We start from the raw sequence: 18212 nt of genomic DNA on the forward strand, positions 1-18212 counted from the left end.
CGGGAGAGTGGTTCAGGAACGACTCGCTGCGATGTACTGGTCGAGCAGCGCGTAGTACCGAACCCTCTGGTCCGCGGCGTCGGCAAGGGCCAGTAACCCAGCGTTCCGTGCGATTCGCGCCACCCGTGTCCGATTGAGCATGTTCACGGTCCCTTTTCGGCGAACGAGTCTGAATTGGCGTCGTTCTCTGTCAGTCGGACGGTTACTCATGCGATCGTCCCTTGCCATGCTAGTACACATCGTGGTAGATGCTCGTTCCCCTTAACCGATACCCCACATCCACGACGATCGACACACCGCCTCGTCGAAACGGTGCGTGCGGTTATCCGTGAGTCGGCCCACCGGATCAGCGATGGTCCGCCTTTCCCGGTCTCCGACGATATGTCGGTGTAGAACGGCTGATCCAGCCGAAATGGTCCGACTCCGTATCGCCCTTCTCATGACACCACGGGCGGTGATCGGACGGAACAGGGGGCGGATCGGTTGCCAAGCCCCGTCCGATTCCCGCCCGAAGCTACCCCGTATGACCTCCTAGGAACACCTATGGGACGGCTGATTTCCCAGCCCATCGTAGACATCTCTCCGAATCGTTACTTTTGATCGATCATATCGAGTACCCGACGTATGACGAGGCGTCTAAACGAAAAACCCTCCGACGAATATCACATCGAGAGTACACTATCGGTCGCGACAAGCGGCGTCCTCGGTTACACTCACTGCCCAGACCGACACCCGAGACGCAATCGAGCGCCTACCACCGCGGCGTGTCGTTCGGGTCGTGAATGGTAAGTTATCTATCCAGTCATAGATAATATGAAATCAGGAATACTAGTTGTTTTATATTCATGTCATTAATCCCTCAGTGATAGTTATCACATATATTTCGGAGAGGCATCCGATTGGTCGGAGTTGGATCCGGTTATTGCCCGAAAAAAGCCATCACAACCGTTAATACGACCACTGAGTGGTGTTGACCTGACCATGAGCGCAGTGCTGCCGCGGTTCTTCGACCGACCACAGCGATCGGGTTACAGTACCGATATGTTACGTTCGATACCCCCATTCGGAGCGAGACGTGACGTTCGTTCCCCGAACATAGCAGTTAGGATGACTATCGAGGCGAGGCGGGCACGCGGGCTCGACCGAGAGCCTCGGGGGGCGGATTCGAACCGGTATGGACGGGTCGGTCCGAGGTGGGATTGACGATGGAGCCCTGGAATCCGGTGTTCCGCGGCGTCCTGGTGACGGCGCTGGTCCTGCTCGTCGGCGTTCCGCCGACCCTCTCGTTCGTCGTCTTTCCCGAACTGGAGCGTCGTGGTCTCGACACGGCGCGAGCACACCGCGTGGCTCTCTCCGTCATTACCGTGACACTCATCGGAGCAGGCCTCGCTGCGAGTGCGCTGGCGGTCGGGAACGCGGGGGCGTCGGAAATGGAGTTCCTGGCGTGGGCGAGCTCGACGGTGGCGGGGTGGGCGTGGGGAACGCTCGTCGTCGCCGCGCTCGTCGCGGGTGCGCTAACGGTGGGACGGCACACGCGTCCCGGTCGCGTCTCGCGACGCCTCTGGCTCGCGACGGTGTTCGTCGGGGCGTTCGCGATGCTCGTCGCGTTCTGCTGGACGCGCTACTCGGTGGCCATCGAGAGCCCCGCGGTCGCGATCCTCGTGAAGGTCGGTCACATGACGGGCGGCGCCCTGTGGGTCGGTGGTCTCATGGTGCTCGCCGTGCTCCCCGCGTTGGTACCGCGTGACGCCAATGCGGATGCCGACGCCGCTATCGAGGTCGAGAGGGCCGAACTCGTCCTCTCGACCGTCCGCCGGTTCTCGCTGATCGCCGTTTCAGGTGTGACTCTCGCGTTCGCGACCGGCGCCGTCATCGCGGCGTGGCACGTCCCGACGCTGACCGCGCTGGTCACGACCCCGTACGGGATCCTCCTCTCGGCGAAGGTGGGGCTGGTCGTGATCGCGGCCGGGATCGGCGGGTTCAACCGGGTCGTCCTCCACGAGGGGATCGCCTACTCGGTCGGCGAGTCGAACGACACGGCGGCGCTCCCGGGGATGTTGACGGGGTTCGGCCCACGAATCGCGGCGGGCGACGCCGTCTCTGCGGTGGCCCGATCCGTTCGGCTCGAACTGGCGATACTACTGGGGGCGATGGGGCTGTCGGTCGCGCTCACCACGGCCGTGACGCCCTCGTACGAACTGCTCGAACCGGCGGTCGCGGCGTCGAGCGAGGTCGTCAGGGGGGTCGCGCTCACCGAGTTCGAGACGCTCCTCGAACTGGGCGCGATCAGCATCGCCGTCGTCGGATCGCTCGCGCTGGGGTACGAACTGGGCAAACTCGACGTCGATCGGGAGACCCGCTCGAACCGGATGTCCCATCGCACACACGACGACTGATAGGGTCGTTCGTACTCCTCCCCCGGCAGAGATACCCGTCATCCGTTTCGCCCCCGCGAAACCCGTCTCCGCTGCGGCTGGCTGAAAACAGTGACGAACGACCCTATGACGCGAACGACCGCTCGACGCGACGGACGCGGGCCTCAGTCCGCCGCCGTGAGTTCCGCGTCGGAGACCCGCGCGACGAACTCCGCCAGCGCCGCGTTGAACCTCTCCGGTTCCTCCCAGTGGGGGCTGTGGCCGCTCTCGGCGAACGTCACGAGTTCGGAGTCGGGGATCCGTTCGTGCATCCACTCGCCCAGCGGCCCCGGGAAGACCACGCTGTGCTCCCCGTAGCAGAGCAGCGTCGGGACCGCGAGCTCCGGTAGCCGGTCCCGGAAGTCCCTCGGGACCATGTCGTTCAACATCGCGGTCGCGACCGCCGTCGGCGTCAGCGTCGTCCGGGCGTAGATCTCGGCGAGTTCCTCCTCCGGACGGGGCTCGGCGAAGAACGCCTGGATGATCGGCTTGGCCGCCTCGGCGCGATCGACTTCGAGTCCGTCGACCAGCCCGGCCAGCCCCTCTCCGGAGAACTCGCCCATGAGGGCGAACTCCCAGCCGTCCTCGGAGTAGAACTTCGGCGTCTGGTCGACGAGGCCGATCGCCCGCACTCGCCCGGTACCGAACTCCTCCAGGTAGGTCAGTACGATCGCGGCGCCCATCGACCAGCCGACGAGCGTCGCGTCACGGATGCCGAGCGCCCCCATGAGGAACTCCAGGTCCTCCGCGTACCCCGCGAGGCTGTGCCCGTCGTCGGTCTTTCCGGAGAGGCCGTGACCACGGAGGTCGTAGGTGACGACGTGGTGGTCCGCCGCGAGCGCGTCGACGTTCTTCCGCCACCAGAACCCCGAGTCACACGTCCAGCCGTGAACGAGCACGATCGTCTCCCCCTCGCCGCGTTCGTTGTAATGGATCGGTACACCGTCCGGTGTTTCTATGTAGAACATCAGATATGTAACGATGGATAATGATAAATAGTTTTTCGAGTATCGATCAGAGTTTCAACGGTAGGTATTATTCCGAAAAAGGGTTCCCGACCCCGCACGAGGTCCCGTGATCCTCGGGATCGACGTCGCCGTGGCTTCGAACGTGAGACGACTCTAGCGCCGTGAAACGACGAGGGCAGACTACGATAGCAACTGTTAAGCCCCCCTCAGACCGTGGTGTGCCGTAGCGTAGCGAGGGGACTCACAATGACGGATAACACGTTCAAGAGACGGCACGTACTCGGAGGACTGGGCGGACTGATCGCCGGGAGCGTCGTGGCCGGCACCGCCGGGGGTGCGGAACACGGGGGCGACGGAACGGATGCGTTCGAGGGAACGATCGACGGGGGGAACGAACGGGACTCGTACCAGTTCGAAGCGAGTGCCGGGGACGGGATCGAACTCCGGTTGACCGCCGAGGACCTCGAATCGGGCCGGGACCTCCGGATGACGCTTCTCGATCTCGACGGCCGGGAGATCGGCGAACTCCCGACGGACAACCCGAACCGGGGCGCGTACGTGACGAGCGCGGAGTTGGGGATCGCTTCGGTCGTCGGCGGCGACGTCGCCGAGCGGACGGGAACGTACTGTGTCCGTGTGAGCGGGGCCGACGGCCCCGTCGACGGACCGACCGAGTACACGCTCTCGATCGAGACGGTCCGTCTCGATCGGTTCGATCCCAACGAGCAGCGCGAATCGGCGACCCGACTCGGGTTCGACGAGACGGTCGAGGCCGTCGTCGCCGGCTACGACCACGACTGGTACGCCATCGAGGCGACCGAGGGCGACGAGATCACGGTCGTCTACGAGATCGTTCGGGAGACGGACCTGTTCGATCCGGCGCTCGTCCTACATACGCCCGACGACGAGACCGTCCCCCTCGATCGCTCCGCGGACGGGGAGGGGGTGACGGCGGCGGTGACCGGCACGTACCACCTGCACGTCGGCCCCGACGACGAGACGACCGCCGCGGATTTCCTCGCGAAGGAGGCCTATCGGCTGCGGATCACGAGCAGCCAGGGGGATCCCCTCAGTTCGGACGCCGACGCGACGACCGAGTCGGCTCCCGACGACGGGTGTGGGGACGATCGGTGACGCGGCCGTCCGCCGTCGGCCGGGACGCTCAGTCGGACGGCGCCTTGTTCAGTCCGATCTCGAACGCCGCACCCTCCTCCCGGTCGGTGTCGACCCGGATGTCGCCGTCGTAGCTTTTGATCACGTTGTCGGCGAAAAAGAGGCTGATCCCGCTCCCGTGGTGGAGTTGGTCCCGCTCTTCCCGTCCGAAGATCAGGTCCTCCTCGCCCTCCCGGATCCCCGGGCCGTTGTCGACGACGCGGACGGTCACGTCCCCGTCGCGTTCTTCGACCTCGACCTCGACGATCGGGGTCGGCGCGTCGTTGTGGACAACGGCGTTCTCGAGAACGACCGTGAAGACGGTCGTGAGCAGGTCGTCCGCGACGACCCGAACGGGGGGGAACTCCTCGAATCGGAACTGCGCGTCGTCGAACGCCTCGATCGTCTCGACCATCGCCTCGTGGAGCACGTAATCGAGTCGGACGAGGTGGTTCTCGGCCTCGTAGCTGTTCTCGAGGAGTTCCCCGAGGCTGTGGGCACGCTCGCTCTTGCCGATGAGGCGGGTCAGCGCCTCGTTGACCCGGTCGAGATAGGCGCTGACCTCGTCGTCGTCGATCCGCGACTGGGCGTTCTGGAGGTTGCCGTAGGCGACGTTCAGTTCGTTTCGCAGGTCGTGTCGCAGGAGGCGGTTGAGCACCTCGGCGGTGTTCTCGTAGCGGCGTTGCTTGGTCGTGTCGATGAAGACCGCCACGTAGCCGCGCGTCTCGCCGTCGAGGACGATCGGCGCGACCGACCCGCGGCCGAACACTCCCTCGCCCTCTTTCGTCCGGAGTTCGAAATCCCCGCTCCAGGCCGCCCCGTCGAGGACCGTCTCGACGATGTCGGCGTAGGTCCCCTCGTCGCCCGAGACGATCGTCGCCGACCGGCCGACGAACTCCTCGTACTCGTAGCCCGTAAACGAGAGGCCGGCCTCGTTGACGTCCCGGATGACGAGATCGGCGCCGGTGATCAGCGCCGGGGCGTCGATGCTCCGAAACGCCTCCGCGTACATCCCGGGGTCGACGTCGGTCACGGTCCACCGCCCTCGGGGCGCAACGAGAAGACCTCGTCGTAGTACGCGGCGACCAGATCGACCGCGTCGTCGAGGTCCGCCGTCTCGTCGCGGTGGGTCCACCCGTCGTGGAGTCGCACCCCATCGACGAACCGCCTCCCCAGTCGATCGACGGCGGACTCGGGGGGGTCCTCGACCATCGCGCGCAACTTGAGTTCGTGGGCCGCCCGCGCGACCTCCTCCCACCGTGGATCGGACTGGCCGTGTAACACCCAAAAACGGGTCTGGAGCGACGCGTATCGTTCGTCGATGCCCGCCGTCCGACACGTCGTCCGGAGGGACGCCTCGACGCTCTCCCACCGGACGTCCGCGACGGGGTCCGGGCCGTACCGCTCATCGAGATCGCTCACCAGGACGTCCCGGAGGTCGGTCGGAACCGCGCGGATCCCCTCCCAGTTCTCGATCTCGTCCTGGACGAACAACGCGTGCATGAACGCCCGCCCGGCCGTCCGCGCACGGGATCGGTCGAGCCACGGGAACTCCATCTCGTAGGCGGTCGCCATCTTCTCGAGCGCGTTCGCGCCGGCGTCCGCCGCCTTCCGTACGTCCCCTGATAGGAGATATCTCTCGCGGTCGTCCTGACAGTAATACGCTTCGAGCAGCGTCGCGGCTGTCAGCCGCGTATCGGTCGCTCGATCGGTTCTCGACGTGATTCCCATGGCCGCTATTCACATATACTTTATAATAATGGGTAAAAAATATATCGATTCGTATGTGATCGGGATACCGCCGATCGATCAGGGAGGGGTCGAGTCGTCGAGGGAGGCGGGTTCGCCGACCCACTCGCCGTCCACGACGTGGGGCGTCCCGTCGGGATAGCCGAACGCCCGCCACAGCTCCGAGAGGATCGCTTCGAGGTCACGGAGGACCGCGGCGTGTTCGCGGTCGGCGATCGACGCCGTCGCCACTCGGGTCGAGTACCGATCGAACCCGAACGGGGCGGTGGGGGACAGCGCGTCCTCGATCTCCGCGGGGTCCAGTCGTGCCTCGGCGGCGTCCAGCACCGAGACCCAGACCGAGGCCGTCGCCGAAAAGCCCATCGCGGAGAGGTGAGCAAGCGTCTCGCGGACGGCGATCGCCACCGAGGCGTCCAGCCCGGGGTCGTCGGGGGTGGAGCGCAACAGCAACCCGTCCCCGTCCGAGTAGAACAGCCGCGTCGTCGCCGACTCGTAGAGGCCGTCGTGTCGGATCAGCGCGTATCCCTCGTAGTCGCCCTCGTCGTGGTCGTACGCGATCTTCAGCGTCTCGCGGGCGTCCACCGCGGGAGCGTCGGACGACGCGAGGACGCTCGGATCGGGCATCTCCGAGGAGGCCCACCGGCGTTCGGTCGAGAAGATCCCGTTGGGGATGACGTGGAGGACGACCGCCGGCCCCGCGGCGAGTTCGGTCGCCTCGTCTCGACGCGTCGCGATAACGTCCAGTCGCTCGTCGCGCAGTTCCTCGAGGGTGGCGAGGTGGTCCGTGTCGAACCCGAGGTTGACGTCGAGGTGGTGTTTCGCCAGCCCCGGCGCGGTGTTGTAGAGTTCCCCGATGAGGTCCTGACGGTGGTAGAGCCGGAGGCGCCAGCCGTACTCGCGGGCGATTTCATCCTCCATATCGAACTCCTGGAGGCCGGTCACGTCCCGATTGGTGACGAAGACGAACAGCCCGTACTCCTCGCCGCGCTCGTGTTCGATCCGTTTGACCTTCCGCGCCGAGGAGCGCAACGCCTCCCGCCAGTCCTCCGCGACGCTCGCACAGGCGATGCCGGGTCGCGAACGCATCCAGATCCGCGCGCTCCACTCGCCGGTGTCGGCGCGGAACTCCTTGGTCCGGTAGCCCCGCGAGCGGACGAACGACGCGGCGAGGCGTTCGAAGGTCGCCTCGTCGGCGGCGTCGAGGGCGTATTCGAGTTCCTTCATACACACCGTACGACGGTGTGACAGTTAACGTGGCCGGAACGCCGTGGACCCCCTCTCCAGTGCGGGACCGATAAAACACGAAGTCAGGATCGGACGGTTCGAATGTGACCCTAGTGGTCGTCCGAGTCGTCGCCGTCCCCACCCTCGAAGTCGACCGTGAGGACGATCTCGAACGCCTCGTCGGCGGGAGCGTCGTCGGGTGCGACGTAGCCCACGGCGAACGCCGAGGCGACGGTGCCGCCCATCGCCTCGACGTCCGCACCGAGGACGGCCTCCTCGCGCTCGCCGGCCGGGTAGACGCACAGTCGGTAGTCGCCGGCGGGCACCTCGGCGTAGGCCGCGTCGCCGAACTCGACGCCCTCGAACAGCGCGTCGCCGGTCTCGGCGACCACGACGTCGACCGCGGGGGCGTCGGGCGAGGCGTGGACCGCACGCACGCGGGCCGCGTCGCCCGGGTCGCCGTTGTCGTCCTCCAGTACTGCGAGTTCGAGGGGCTGGTTCTCGCCGGAGACCTCGCCTATCGCCGCGACCGTCAGGTCGGCGGCGGGCACGTCGAGGTCCTCCTCGAGGACCGCGCCCTCGGGACCCTCGCCCGCGGGCGAGACCTTCACGTTGTAGCTACCTGCTGGTAGTTCGAGGTAGTCGCTGACGGCCGTGAACGGCACGTCCTCCAGTACCGCCTCGTCGTCGACGAACACGTCGACGTTCGGGGCGTCGGGCGAGAGGTGGGCGACCCGGACGTTGGCGGTCTCCCCGCCGTCGTCCATCGAGTCGTCGCCCTCTGATTGATCGTCGTGGCCGTCCGCGCTCGCGAAGCCGCCGGTGAGGCCGACGACCGCGACGCCGCCCCCGAGCTGTACGAACCGCCGCCGTGAGATACCCGTTCGTTGTGGCATGGTGTAACTCCGACCATTGGTAGGAACGGAACGGCCATCAACTGAACACCCGACTAGTCGGGTAGTCCCCGGTCGAAGAACTCGCCGAGCAGTTTCCGGTGGGCCGCCCGGAGGTGCTGGTGGAACGTCGAGCGGGAGATCCCCATCGAGGCGGCGATCTCCTGGCCCGAGATCCGCCGGTCCGGGTCGAAGTAGCCGCTGACGTACGCCTTCCTGAGCGCGAGCGACTGTCTATCGGTGAGTTCCCCCTCGACGGACAGTCGGTACTCGTCGTCGGTCTGGGGCGGGCGGTCGTACTCCCGGGAGGCGACGAGCGTCGCGGTCGGACACGCCTCGGTGACCAGTTCGACGACCGACCGCGAGTTCACGCCGCCGGGGACGACGAGTCGGAGACGGCCCGTTCCGCCATCCGCACGTATCGAGCGGAGCCGGACGCCCCGGTTCGCCAGTCTGGTGACGAGCGAGACGCCCGCCAGTCGGAACTCGAGGAGGCCGGTCGTCCCGTCGGCCGTCAGGACGGTCGTCTCGGCGACCGCCTCGTACTCGGCGGCGAGTTCGAGGAGCGTCTCGGGCGGGGCGCCCTCGGCGGTGAAAAACAGCAACGTCTCACCGTCGTCGGCCGCCCCCTCGTAGGAGAACCGACAGTCGGCGCGCGCCGACAGCGAGACGACGAACAGGTCCTCGGTCCCGAGGTCGAACTCCAACTCGACGGCGCTGTCGGCGGTCAGGATGCGCCGACTCTCGAGGGTGTTGTACGCGTTGGCGATGGCCCGGCCGATCGACTCCAACACGACCCGCTCGTGGTCGTCGAACGCGTCGGGCCGCGTGGCGTAGACGACCAACACCCCGTAGGTCGTCTCGCCGGAGACCAGCGGGACGGCGGCCATCGCCCGCGTCTCGCGGGTCCGGACCGCCTCGTGCCAGGACGTATCGCCGTCCTCGGAGACGAACCGTGCGTTCCCGGTGGCGAGCGCGCGCACGACCGGGTCGTCCCCGCGGTCCATCGGGAGCGTGGTGCCGTCGAGGTCGACCGGCCCCGCCCACGTCGCGGGTTCGATCCGGTCGGTCGTCGGTATGCGCTCGCCGATCCAGGCGGCGTCGTAGGCCTCCTCGGCCGTCAGCCGGTCACAGACCGTCTCCTCGATCCCCTCGCGGGTGGTCGCCCGGACGAGGGTTCGGGTGATATCTTCGAGGAGGCCCTCGATCCGATCGAGCACCTCCTGGAGCTTTCGCCGCTCGCGCTCGACCTCGCGAACCCGCCGCCTGACCTCGCGTTCGGCCCGTTTTCGCGCCGTGACGTCGGTCTGGAAGCCGACGAAGTGCGTCACCTCCTCGCCGTCGTGGATCGGGGCGATGTCTACCTGGTTCCAGAACTCGGTCCCGTCCTTGCGGTAGTTCCGCAGTTCGACCGAGACCGACTCCTCGCTCCCGATGGCCTCGCGCATCGTCGCGACCGGTTCGGGGGCGGTCCGCTCGCCCTGCAGGAACCGACAGTTCGAACCGAGCGTCTCCTCGGGCGGGTAGCCCGTCAGCCGCTCGAAGGCGTCGTTGAGGTAGATCAGCGGCAGGTCGGTCCCCGAGGCGTCGGCGATCGTGATCCCGATGGGAGCCTCGTCTATCGCCCGCTCGATCAGCCGGTCGTCGCTCATGGCTCCGATGTGGTGCAACCGGACGAATAGGCTGTCGGTCGTCCCCCCTCGACCGGCGCCGGTCGCCGGTTTCGCGACGTCGGCCGGACGAGGCACGTCGACGGCGTCAGCGAGATAGTTACGGCCGAGCGTACAGGTCGCCGGTGACGGGATGGGTGCCGCCCACCGTGACGAACGTACGGCGGCCGGACGCGGTGTTCCCGAAACCGACACCGAACTATTTATCATGTTATAATTACGAGGGAAGTGTGCGCTGGCTCGCGCCAGCGCGGACTACGAAGGTGGATGGGGACGAGACCGCTCGTCCCTTCTTCTGTGCCGGACGACGGACGTGACGGATCGAGTAGACGTGTCTTCGGGCCGTTAAACAGTATATGAATGACAAAATCACGCCCGCCAGCGAAGCAACACCCCACCGTCGATCCGCTCGACCGATTCGAGCGAGAGGTCGGGAAACCCCTCGACGAACCCCTCGCCGTCGGCCAGCGTCGGGGCGTCGTGGCCGCCGATGATCGAGGGGCCGACGAAGACCGAGAGTTCGTCGACCAGTCCGGCCTCGAACAGCGAGAAGATCAGTTCGCCGCCGCCCTCGACCATCAGCCGGTCGATCCCCTCGACGGCGAGCGCCGAGAGCGCGTCGGGGAGGGCGACGCGCTCGTCGCCAGCGGTTACGACCTCCACGCCCCGCTCGACGAGCGCGTCGAGGCGTTCCGGGGGCGCGCGCTCGCTCGTCAGGAGATAGGTCCTCGCGGCGTCGTCGACGATCCGTGCGTCGGGTGGCGTTCGCGCCGCCGAGTCGGCGATCACCCGCGCGGGGTGTGGCGGGTCGCCGCGTTCCTCGCGGGCGGCGACCCGCTCGGGGTCGTCGAGCGTGAGGTGGGGGTCGTCGGCCAGCACGGTGCCGACCCCGACCATCACGGCGTCGCTTTCCGCGCGGAGGGCGTTGACCCGGTCGAAGTCGGCGGGGCCGCTGATGGCGACCTGCTCGCGCCGTCGGCTCGATAGCTTCCCGTCGGCGCTGGTCGCGGCGTTGACGACGACGTGCATATCTCCTCTAAGAGTACTCATAGAGGTAAAATCGTTTGATCTACCAATTATCGTGGTGGAGGAAGAACTCGCTGGGAGATATAATCAAAAATCGCTTCTATACCTTCAAATTCAAGCAACCAACTCCATTTCCAGACGAACACATACGGAAAAATGACTAGGAAAAGAAGGGAAACCATAAAGGACAGTGTTATCCCAAGTAATCCCAATATATAGGGTTTCAATATTGTATCTATTGTTGTTTCTGGATATTCATGATAGTGATTGCTATACCATTCCATTCTTTCAAAGAAACGTCTGAGACGTGATCCAAGACGAGCAACAAATATACTCCCTCCGAAGAAAACACCCGTAACAATCATCCATAAAACTAGTGATTGTATTGCAGTTTCAATATATTGCGAAATCTCACCTAGTTCATAATAAACGTTAATGAGTGCTCGAATCAAGGCGAAATTGGTTGTCATAATAAACATTGCAGAGATGAGCGATACGTTATCTTGAGATTTAAATATGTAAACGGTAATCGTCGTCCACACAGTTGTTACAAATACAACTGATTGTAGAATTGATGAAACCTCCACCATTGATGTAAGGCGTATTCAGAGTTCAACACCATAAATTCGTACATCCTTACATCCTGCAGCGAAACCACTTTCGCTACGGTGTGCGACCCTTTATACCCGATCGCGGTCAAAAGGGGACGATGAGCGTAGACGAACGTGCCGAGGCGCTCGCCTCCGACCTCGGTATCGACAAAGAGGAGGTCAAACGCGATCTACAGAACCTCGTCTCGTACAGCGTGCCGATGGACGAGGCCGTCGATAGCCTGCGCCGCAAGTACGGCGACGGCGGGGGAAGCGAACCCGAATCGAAGGCCATCGGCGAGATCACCACCGACGATACGAACGTCACCGTCACCGGCCGGGTGCTGACCGCAGGCAAGCGCTCGATCCGCTATCAGGGCAACGAACAAACCATCACCGAGGGCGTGCTCGCCGATTCGAGCGGAACCATCGACTACACCGCCTGGGAGGATTTCGGCCTCTCGCCCGGCGATACGATCACCGCCGGTAACGCGGGAGTGCGGGAGTGGGACGGCCACCCCGAACTCAATCTGGGGGAGTCGACGACGCTCGTCTTCGAGGACGAACTCTTGCAGGTGCCCTACGAGGTCGGCGGCGAGACGGACCTCGCAAGCGTGACGCCCGGCGACCGGGGACTGACGGTCGAGGCCCGCGTGATCGAGGTCGAGACCCGGACCATCGACGGTCGGGACGGCGAGACGGAGATCCTCTCGGGCGTCCTCGCCGACGAGAGCGCCCGGCTACCCTTCACCGACTGGGAGCCGCGAGACGAGATCGAGGCGGGGGCTGACCTCCTGTTCGAGAACGTCTACGTCCGCGAGTTCAGGGGGGTCCCCTCGATCAACTGCTCGGAGTTTACCACTGTGTCGGCGCTCGACCGCGCGGTCGAGGTGAGCGATAGCGCTCCGAGAAGGCCGATCGGCGACGCGGTGGAAAGCGGCGGGGCGTTCGACATCGAACTCGTCGGAACGATCGTCGCGGTCCGCGATGGGTCAGGACTGATCCAGCGCTGTCCCGAGTGTGGCCGCGTGGTTCAAAAGGGCCAGTGTCGGAGCCACGGGCAGGTCGAGGGAGAGGACGACCTCCGGGTGAAAGCCATTCTGGATGACGGCACCGGCACCGTCACGGCGATCCTCGGGACCGACCTCACCCGTGAGGTCTACGGCGGGGACATCGACGACGCCCGCGAACAGGCCCGCGACGCGATGGACCAGGAGGTCGTCGCCGACTCGATCCGCGAGACCCTCGTCGGTCGGGAGTACGCGGTCAGAGGATCGCTCAGCGTCGACGAGTACGGCGCGAACCTCGACGCCAGCGAGTTCGCCGAAGTCACGGAGTCGCCGGCCGCGCGTGCGGAGGCGCTGCTCGCGGAGGTGGGCGAATGAGCGCAAACGGGAACGGGGGCGGCGGTGGCGACTCGGGGCCGGGACGCCGCGAGGTCGCCCACCGCCTCTTTGCTACGGAGTTCGACGCCTCGTCGCTCGAATACGCCGACAGCGACGAGGAACGCGCCCCGAAGTACGTGATCACGCCGACGGGCGCGCGGGTCAACCGCCTGTTCGCCGTCGGCGTCCTCACGGAGGTCCAGCGGGTCAACGACGAGGTCGTCCGCGCGCGCGTGGTCGATCCGACGGGCGCGTTCGTCGTCTACGCCGGCCAGTACCAGCCCGACGCGCTGGCGTTCCTCGAGCGGGCCGACCCGCCCACCTTTGTCGCGGTCACGGGGAAGGCCAACACCTTCCGGCCGGAGGACTCCGATCGCGTCTACACCTCGGTCCGTCCCGAGAGCATCGCGGAGGTCGACGCCGAGACACGGGATCGCTGGACGGTACAGGCCGCCGAACACACCCTGCGGCGGATCGGCGAGTTCGCCCGCGCGCTCGAAACCGACAGCGGAGCGTCGGACCGTCGGGACGGGATCGCCCTCGCGCGCGAGGAGTACGGGACGACGCCCGCGTACCTCGCGGCGCTGCGCGAGACCGCGCTCGACGCGGCCCGACTCGTCGCCGGTGCGGTCGAAGAGGCCACCCCGCCCGCGATCGAACCCGGCGCGGATGACGGTCGGACGGTGGACCTCGTTGCCCTGCACGACGCCGAGGCTTCCGAACCGGCCAGCGTCGGTGGGGCCGAGGCGGACACCCCCACGTCCGACGGCACGGATTCGGAACCCGAACCGGGGGCCGCAACCGACATCGAATCTGAACCCGAACCGGATGCGACCGGATTCGAGATGCCGGAGCAGGAGAGCGAGGACGGAACCGGGAAAGCGCCGGCGGAACCGAGCGGGGCAACCGACGACGCCGACGGCGAGACGGCCGGTGTGCCCGAGACGGCGACCGCCGAGGCGGAGTCGGACGAGCGGTCGGACTCCGACGACCTCGGGGATTTCGACGTTCCCGAATCGGAACCGGCCGCGTCCGAACCGGTAGCGGAGGGGGACGCCGAGACGGTCGACGAGGGCGAACTGTACGAGTTCGACGCCGAGGAGCGCGCCGAGATCGAAGCCGAGTTCGACATGGAGTTCTCCTCGGGAAGCGAGGTCGACGACCCCGGCGAGGCAGGTATCGACGTTCCCGAACCGGAGGGAGGCGCCGAAATCGAGGACGGGGACGCCACTACCGACCCCGGTACGGAGGTCGACACGGCGGACGAACCGAGCGACGAGGGCGAGGTGGACGTCGAGGACCGGGCGATGGAAGTGATGCGCGACCTCGCCGACGGCGACGGCGCGGACCGCGAGGCAGTGGTCGATCGGGTGGCGAACGAGGCCGGCGTGGCGCCCGAGGCGGTCGACGACGCCATCGAGAGCGCGCTGTTGAGCGGGCGGTGTTACGAGCCACAGGACGACGTGTTGAAGCCGATCTAGATGGCACTCGTCGAGCCGCTCGTGGATGAGCCGGCCGCGATCGCGGACCTCTGCGGGGAACGCGCGCTCGTCGTTTCCGACTTCCACGCCGGCATCGAGGCGGCGCTTCGCCACGAGAACGGCGTCGAGGTCGCGAGTCGCGCCGAGAAGCGCCGCGAGCACGTTCACCGACTGCTCGCCGAGGCGGGCGCGGATCGGCTCGTGATCCTCGGGGACTTCATGCACTCGATCGGCGGGCCGGGCGGCGCGGAGCGCGGCGAGATCGAGGTGCTGCTCGAATCGCTGTCGGTGCCGGTGACGATCGTCAAGGGCAACCACGATGGCGACATCGAGTCGATCGTCGAGAACGCCCGTTCGACCCGGACGCCCGGTTCCGTGCCGGAGGTGACGGTCACGCCCGGAGACGGCTGTCGGCTCGGCGACGTGGGCTTCGTTCACGGCCACAGCTGGCCCGCGTCCGAGGTGCTCGGCGCACGAGTGGTCTGTGTCGGCCACGAGCACCCGCAGGTCAGGCTGACCGACGAAGTAGGGGGAAGTCGAACCGAACGCGTCTGGCTCCGTGGGGCGCTCGCGCGCGCTCCCTTCGGCGACCACGTCGGGACGTGGACCGACACTGATCTGATCGTCTTTCCGGCGTTCAACGAACTGATGGGCGGGACGTGGATCAACGTCGAGGGGGAGTTCCTCTGTCCGTTCCTGCCGGAGGGGCTCTCGGACGGGGAGGCCTACCTTCTCGATGGAACGCGCCTCGGCGCGTACCGCGACGTCTAGGGGTAAGCAACGCGCTTACTTTCCTCCGACCCATACGAAAACCGATGAGCGAACAGCGGGCCGCGTCGGGTTCTGCGGCCTTCACGCATCTCGGCAGCGAGGTGCGGGCGGCGCTCTCCGAACGGGGGTTCTCGACGCCGACCGCCCCGCAGCGGGCGGCGATCCCGCCGCTGGCCGCCGGGGAGAACGCGCTGGTGATCGCCCCCACCGGGACTGGAAAGACCGAGACCGCCATGCTGCCGGTGTTCGATTCGATCTCGCAGGCCGAGGAGGCGTTCGGTATCTCCGCGCTCTATATCACCCCGCTGCGGGCGCTGAACCGCGACATGCGCGAACGTCTCGAGTGGTGGGGCGAGCGGTTGGGGATCGAGGTCGCGGTTCGCCACGGCGACACCTCCGACTACCAGCGCCAGAAGCAGGCGAACGATCCCCCGGACGTGCTCGTGACGACTCCCGAAACGGTGCAGGCGATGCTGACCGGCTCGAAGCTCCGAAAGGCGCTCTCTGACGTCGAATTCGTCGTAATCGACGAGGTCCACGAACTCGCCGCCTCGAAACGCGGGGCACAGATGGCGATCGGCCTCGAACGCCTCGTCGAACTCGCCGGCGACTTCCAGCGGATCGGCCTCTCGGCGACGGTCGGCGACCCCGAGGAGGTCGGAGCCTTCTTGACGGGTACTCGTCCGTGCGAGATCCGCGAGGTCGAGGCGGGCAGCCGGCTCGATCTGCGCGTGCTCACGCCGGAGGTCGAGCCGGGTGACGAGGAACTCGCGAGCGAACTCGTCACCGAACCCGAGATGGCGAGTCACGTCCGGGCAGTTCGAGAGATCGTCGACGAGAACGAGTCGACCCTGATCTTCGTCAACACCCGCCAGACCGCCGAAGCGCTCGGCTCGCGGTTCAACGTCCTCGATGCGAACATCGGGGTGCATCACGGCTCGCTGTCGAAGGAAGCCCGAATAGAAGTCGAGGAGGCGTTCAAGGCGGGCGACCTCGACGGACTGCTGTGTACCTCCTCGATGGAACTCGGGATCGACGTCGGACAGGTCGACCACGTCGTCCAGTACGCCAGTCCCCGCGAGGTCTCGCGACTGCTCCAGCGGGTGGGTCGGGCGGGTCACAGAAGCGATCGGGTCTCGCGGGGGACCGTGATCGCCACGACCCCCGACGACGCGCTCGAGGCGCTCGCGATCGTCGACCGGGCCGAGCGCGGCGACGTCGAACCCGCCGAGATCCACACCGGCAGTCTGGATACGCTCGCGAACCAGATCGCGGGGCTGGTGATGGGCCACGGCGAGATCCGAGCTAGAAAAGCCTACGAAGTTGTCACCCGCGCCGCACCGTTCGTCGACCTGCCCGAGGAGACCTTCCGGGAGGTCGTCCGGGAACTCTCGAACAACCGAATCCTCTGGCTGGACGAGGGAGCGGACAGTCTGGAGAAGTCGGGCGGGACCTGGCAGTACGTGTACGCGAACCTCTCGATGATCCCCGACGAGGCGACCTACGAGGTCCGGGACGTCGCGAGCGGGCGCGGCGTCGGCACGCTAGACGAGCGCTTCGTCACCACGTTCGCCGAACCGGGTGCGACGTTCATCCAGCGCGGAGAGATGTGGCGGATCGTCGAGATCGACGAGGAGGAGGAGAAAGTTCGGGTGAGTCCGGTCGAGAACCCGACCGGCGAGATTCCCTCGTGGGTCGGCCAGGAGATCCCCGTTCCCCGAGCAGTGGCCGAGAACGTCGGCGAACTGCGGCGGGTCGCCGCCCCACAGTTCTCCGGGGGAGCGACCCGCGAGGCGGTCGCCCGCGAGTTCGTCTCCCGGTACCCGACCGACCTCCACACCGCGAGCGAGGCCCTCTCCCCGATCGAGCGCCACGTCGAGACCGGCCACCCGATCCCGGCCGAGGATCGCTTGCTCGTGGAGTTCTCGGGCGGAACGGTCGTGGTCAACGCCTGCTTCGGCCACAAGGTCAACGAAACCCTCGGACGATTGCTCTCGGCCCTGTTGGGCCAGCGCACCGGTTCGTCGGTGGGCTTGGAGACCGACCCCTACCGGATCGAACTGACGGTCCCCTCGGGGGTCGCCGCGAGGGACGTGGTCGATGTGCTCGAGGAAACCGACCCCGAGCACGTCGAGGCGCTGATCGAGTTGAGCCTGAAGAACTCGGACGCACTCAAATTCCGCCTCGCGCAGGTCGCCGCGAAGTTCGGCGCGCTCAAATCCTGGCAGGGCTCTCGGGGATCCATCTCGATGGACCGGCTTCTGGGGGCGCTAGAGGACACCCCGATGTACGAGGAAGCCGTCAGGGAGGTGTTCCACGAGGACCTCGACGTGCCGGGTGCGGCCCGCGTCCTGGAGCGAATCAGATCCGGGGAGCTCGCCGTCGAGCGCGTCGGCGAGCGGACTCCCCTGGGAATCGGCGGGCGCTCGTCGAGCACCGAACTGCTCGCGCCCGAGAACGCCGACGCGAGCGTGATCCAGACCGTCCGCGAGCGTATTCGGGACGACCGCGTGCTGCTGGCCTGTCTGCACTGCAAGGAGTGGGACCGCACCCAGAAGGTCGAGCGCGTGGCCGAGGAACCCGAGTGTCCGAAGTGTGGCTCGACGATGATCGCCGCGCTCAACCCGTGGGCCGAGGAGGTCGTCGAAGCGGTTCGAACCGAGGAGAAGACCCCCGAGGAGGAGAAGGCGACCCGGCGGGCGTACACGGCCGCGAGCCTCGTCCAGGGCCACGGCAAGCGGGCGGTGATCGCGCTCGCGGCACGCGGGGTCGGTCCCCGAAACGCCGCCTACATCATCAACAACCACCGCGAGAACGAGGACGACTTCTACCGGGACATCCTCGAGAAGGAACGCGAGTACGCCCGCACGCAGGCGTTCTGGGACTGAT

Annotated in this window: 13 protein-coding genes; 6 read left to right on the forward strand and 7 right to left on the reverse strand. The window is 66.4% G+C overall.

The features are described from left to right. Nucleotides 1-1205 precede the first annotated feature (1205 nt). Nucleotides 1206-2396, forward strand: a complete 1191-nt coding sequence (locus QRT08_RS02520; protein ID WP_286044184.1) for a copper resistance D family protein — start codon at nucleotides 1206-1208, stop codon at nucleotides 2394-2396. Nucleotides 2397-2539: 143 nt separating this feature from the next. Here the strand turns inward: QRT08_RS02520 and QRT08_RS02525 are convergent, their stop codons facing one another. Continuing rightward, nucleotides 2540-3382 (reverse strand): alpha/beta fold hydrolase, encoded by an 843-nt coding sequence (locus QRT08_RS02525; protein ID WP_286044185.1) that lies wholly within the window; start codon nucleotides 3380-3382, stop codon nucleotides 2540-2542. A gap of 246 nt (nucleotides 3383-3628) precedes the next feature. On the opposite strand from QRT08_RS02525, the gene QRT08_RS02530 reads away from it, so the two are divergent. Continuing rightward, a complete protein-coding gene (locus tag QRT08_RS02530) occupies nucleotides 3629-4516 on the forward strand; it encodes a hypothetical protein (RefSeq protein WP_286044186.1) in 888 nt (295 codons plus the stop codon). A gap of 28 nt (nucleotides 4517-4544) precedes the next feature. Here QRT08_RS02530 and QRT08_RS02535 read toward each other — a convergent pair whose 3' ends face one another. From QRT08_RS02535 to QRT08_RS02560, 6 genes are all read right to left on the reverse strand, one after another. Further along, entirely contained in the window at nucleotides 4545-5546 is a 1002-nt protein-coding gene (locus QRT08_RS02535) for a sensor histidine kinase (protein WP_303650213.1), read from the reverse strand. 17 nt (nucleotides 5547-5563) lie between these two features. Beyond that, entirely contained in the window at nucleotides 5564-6265 is a 702-nt protein-coding gene (locus QRT08_RS02540; protein WP_286044189.1) for a hypothetical protein, read from the reverse strand. A gap of 78 nt (nucleotides 6266-6343) precedes the next feature. Beyond that, nucleotides 6344-7507 carry a hypothetical protein gene (locus tag QRT08_RS02545; RefSeq protein ID WP_286044190.1) on the reverse strand — a complete coding sequence of 388 codons (1164 nt, stop codon included), beginning with the start codon at nucleotides 7505-7507 and terminating at the stop codon, nucleotides 6344-6346. Between the two features lie 110 nt (nucleotides 7508-7617). Beyond that, complete coding sequence (locus QRT08_RS02550) at nucleotides 7618-8403, reverse strand: DUF4397 domain-containing protein (protein WP_286044191.1); 786 nt, start codon at nucleotides 8401-8403, stop codon at nucleotides 7618-7620. Nucleotides 8404-8456: 53 nt separating this feature from the next. Beyond that, nucleotides 8457-10052, reverse strand: coding sequence for a bacterio-opsin activator domain-containing protein (locus QRT08_RS02555; RefSeq protein ID WP_286044192.1), 1596 nt, complete (start codon nucleotides 10050-10052; stop codon nucleotides 8457-8459). Nucleotides 10053-10439: 387 nt separating this feature from the next. Then, nucleotides 10440-11099, reverse strand: coding sequence for a 2,5-diamino-6-(ribosylamino)-4(3H)-pyrimidinone 5'-phosphate reductase (locus tag QRT08_RS02560; protein ID WP_286044194.1), 660 nt, complete (start codon nucleotides 11097-11099; stop codon nucleotides 10440-10442). Nucleotides 11100-11805: 706 nt separating this feature from the next. Between QRT08_RS02560 and QRT08_RS02565 the strand changes: the two genes are divergently transcribed. From QRT08_RS02565 to QRT08_RS02580, 4 genes are read left to right on the forward strand one after another with little or no spacing between them, the layout of a single operon-like run. Further along, entirely contained in the window at nucleotides 11806-13071 is a 1266-nt protein-coding gene (locus QRT08_RS02565; protein ID WP_286044195.1) for a Single-stranded DNA binding protein, read from the forward strand. Further along, nucleotides 13068-14552, forward strand: a complete 1485-nt coding sequence (locus QRT08_RS02570; protein WP_286044196.1) for an RPA family protein — start codon at nucleotides 13068-13070, stop codon at nucleotides 14550-14552. Before QRT08_RS02565 ends, QRT08_RS02570 begins: the two co-directional genes overlap by 4 nt. Next, nucleotides 14553-15323, forward strand: a complete 771-nt coding sequence (locus QRT08_RS02575; protein ID WP_286044198.1) for a metallophosphoesterase — start codon at nucleotides 14553-14555, stop codon at nucleotides 15321-15323. Nucleotides 15324-15367: 44 nt separating this feature from the next. Further along, complete coding sequence (locus QRT08_RS02580) at nucleotides 15368-18211, forward strand: DEAD/DEAH box helicase (RefSeq protein WP_286044199.1); 2844 nt, start codon at nucleotides 15368-15370, stop codon at nucleotides 18209-18211. Nucleotide 18212 lies beyond the last annotated feature (1 nt).

It is taken from the genome of Halalkalicoccus sp. NIPERK01 (genome assembly GCF_030287405.1).
Taxonomy (GTDB): Archaea; Halobacteriota; Halobacteria; order Halobacteriales; family Halalkalicoccaceae; genus Halalkalicoccus.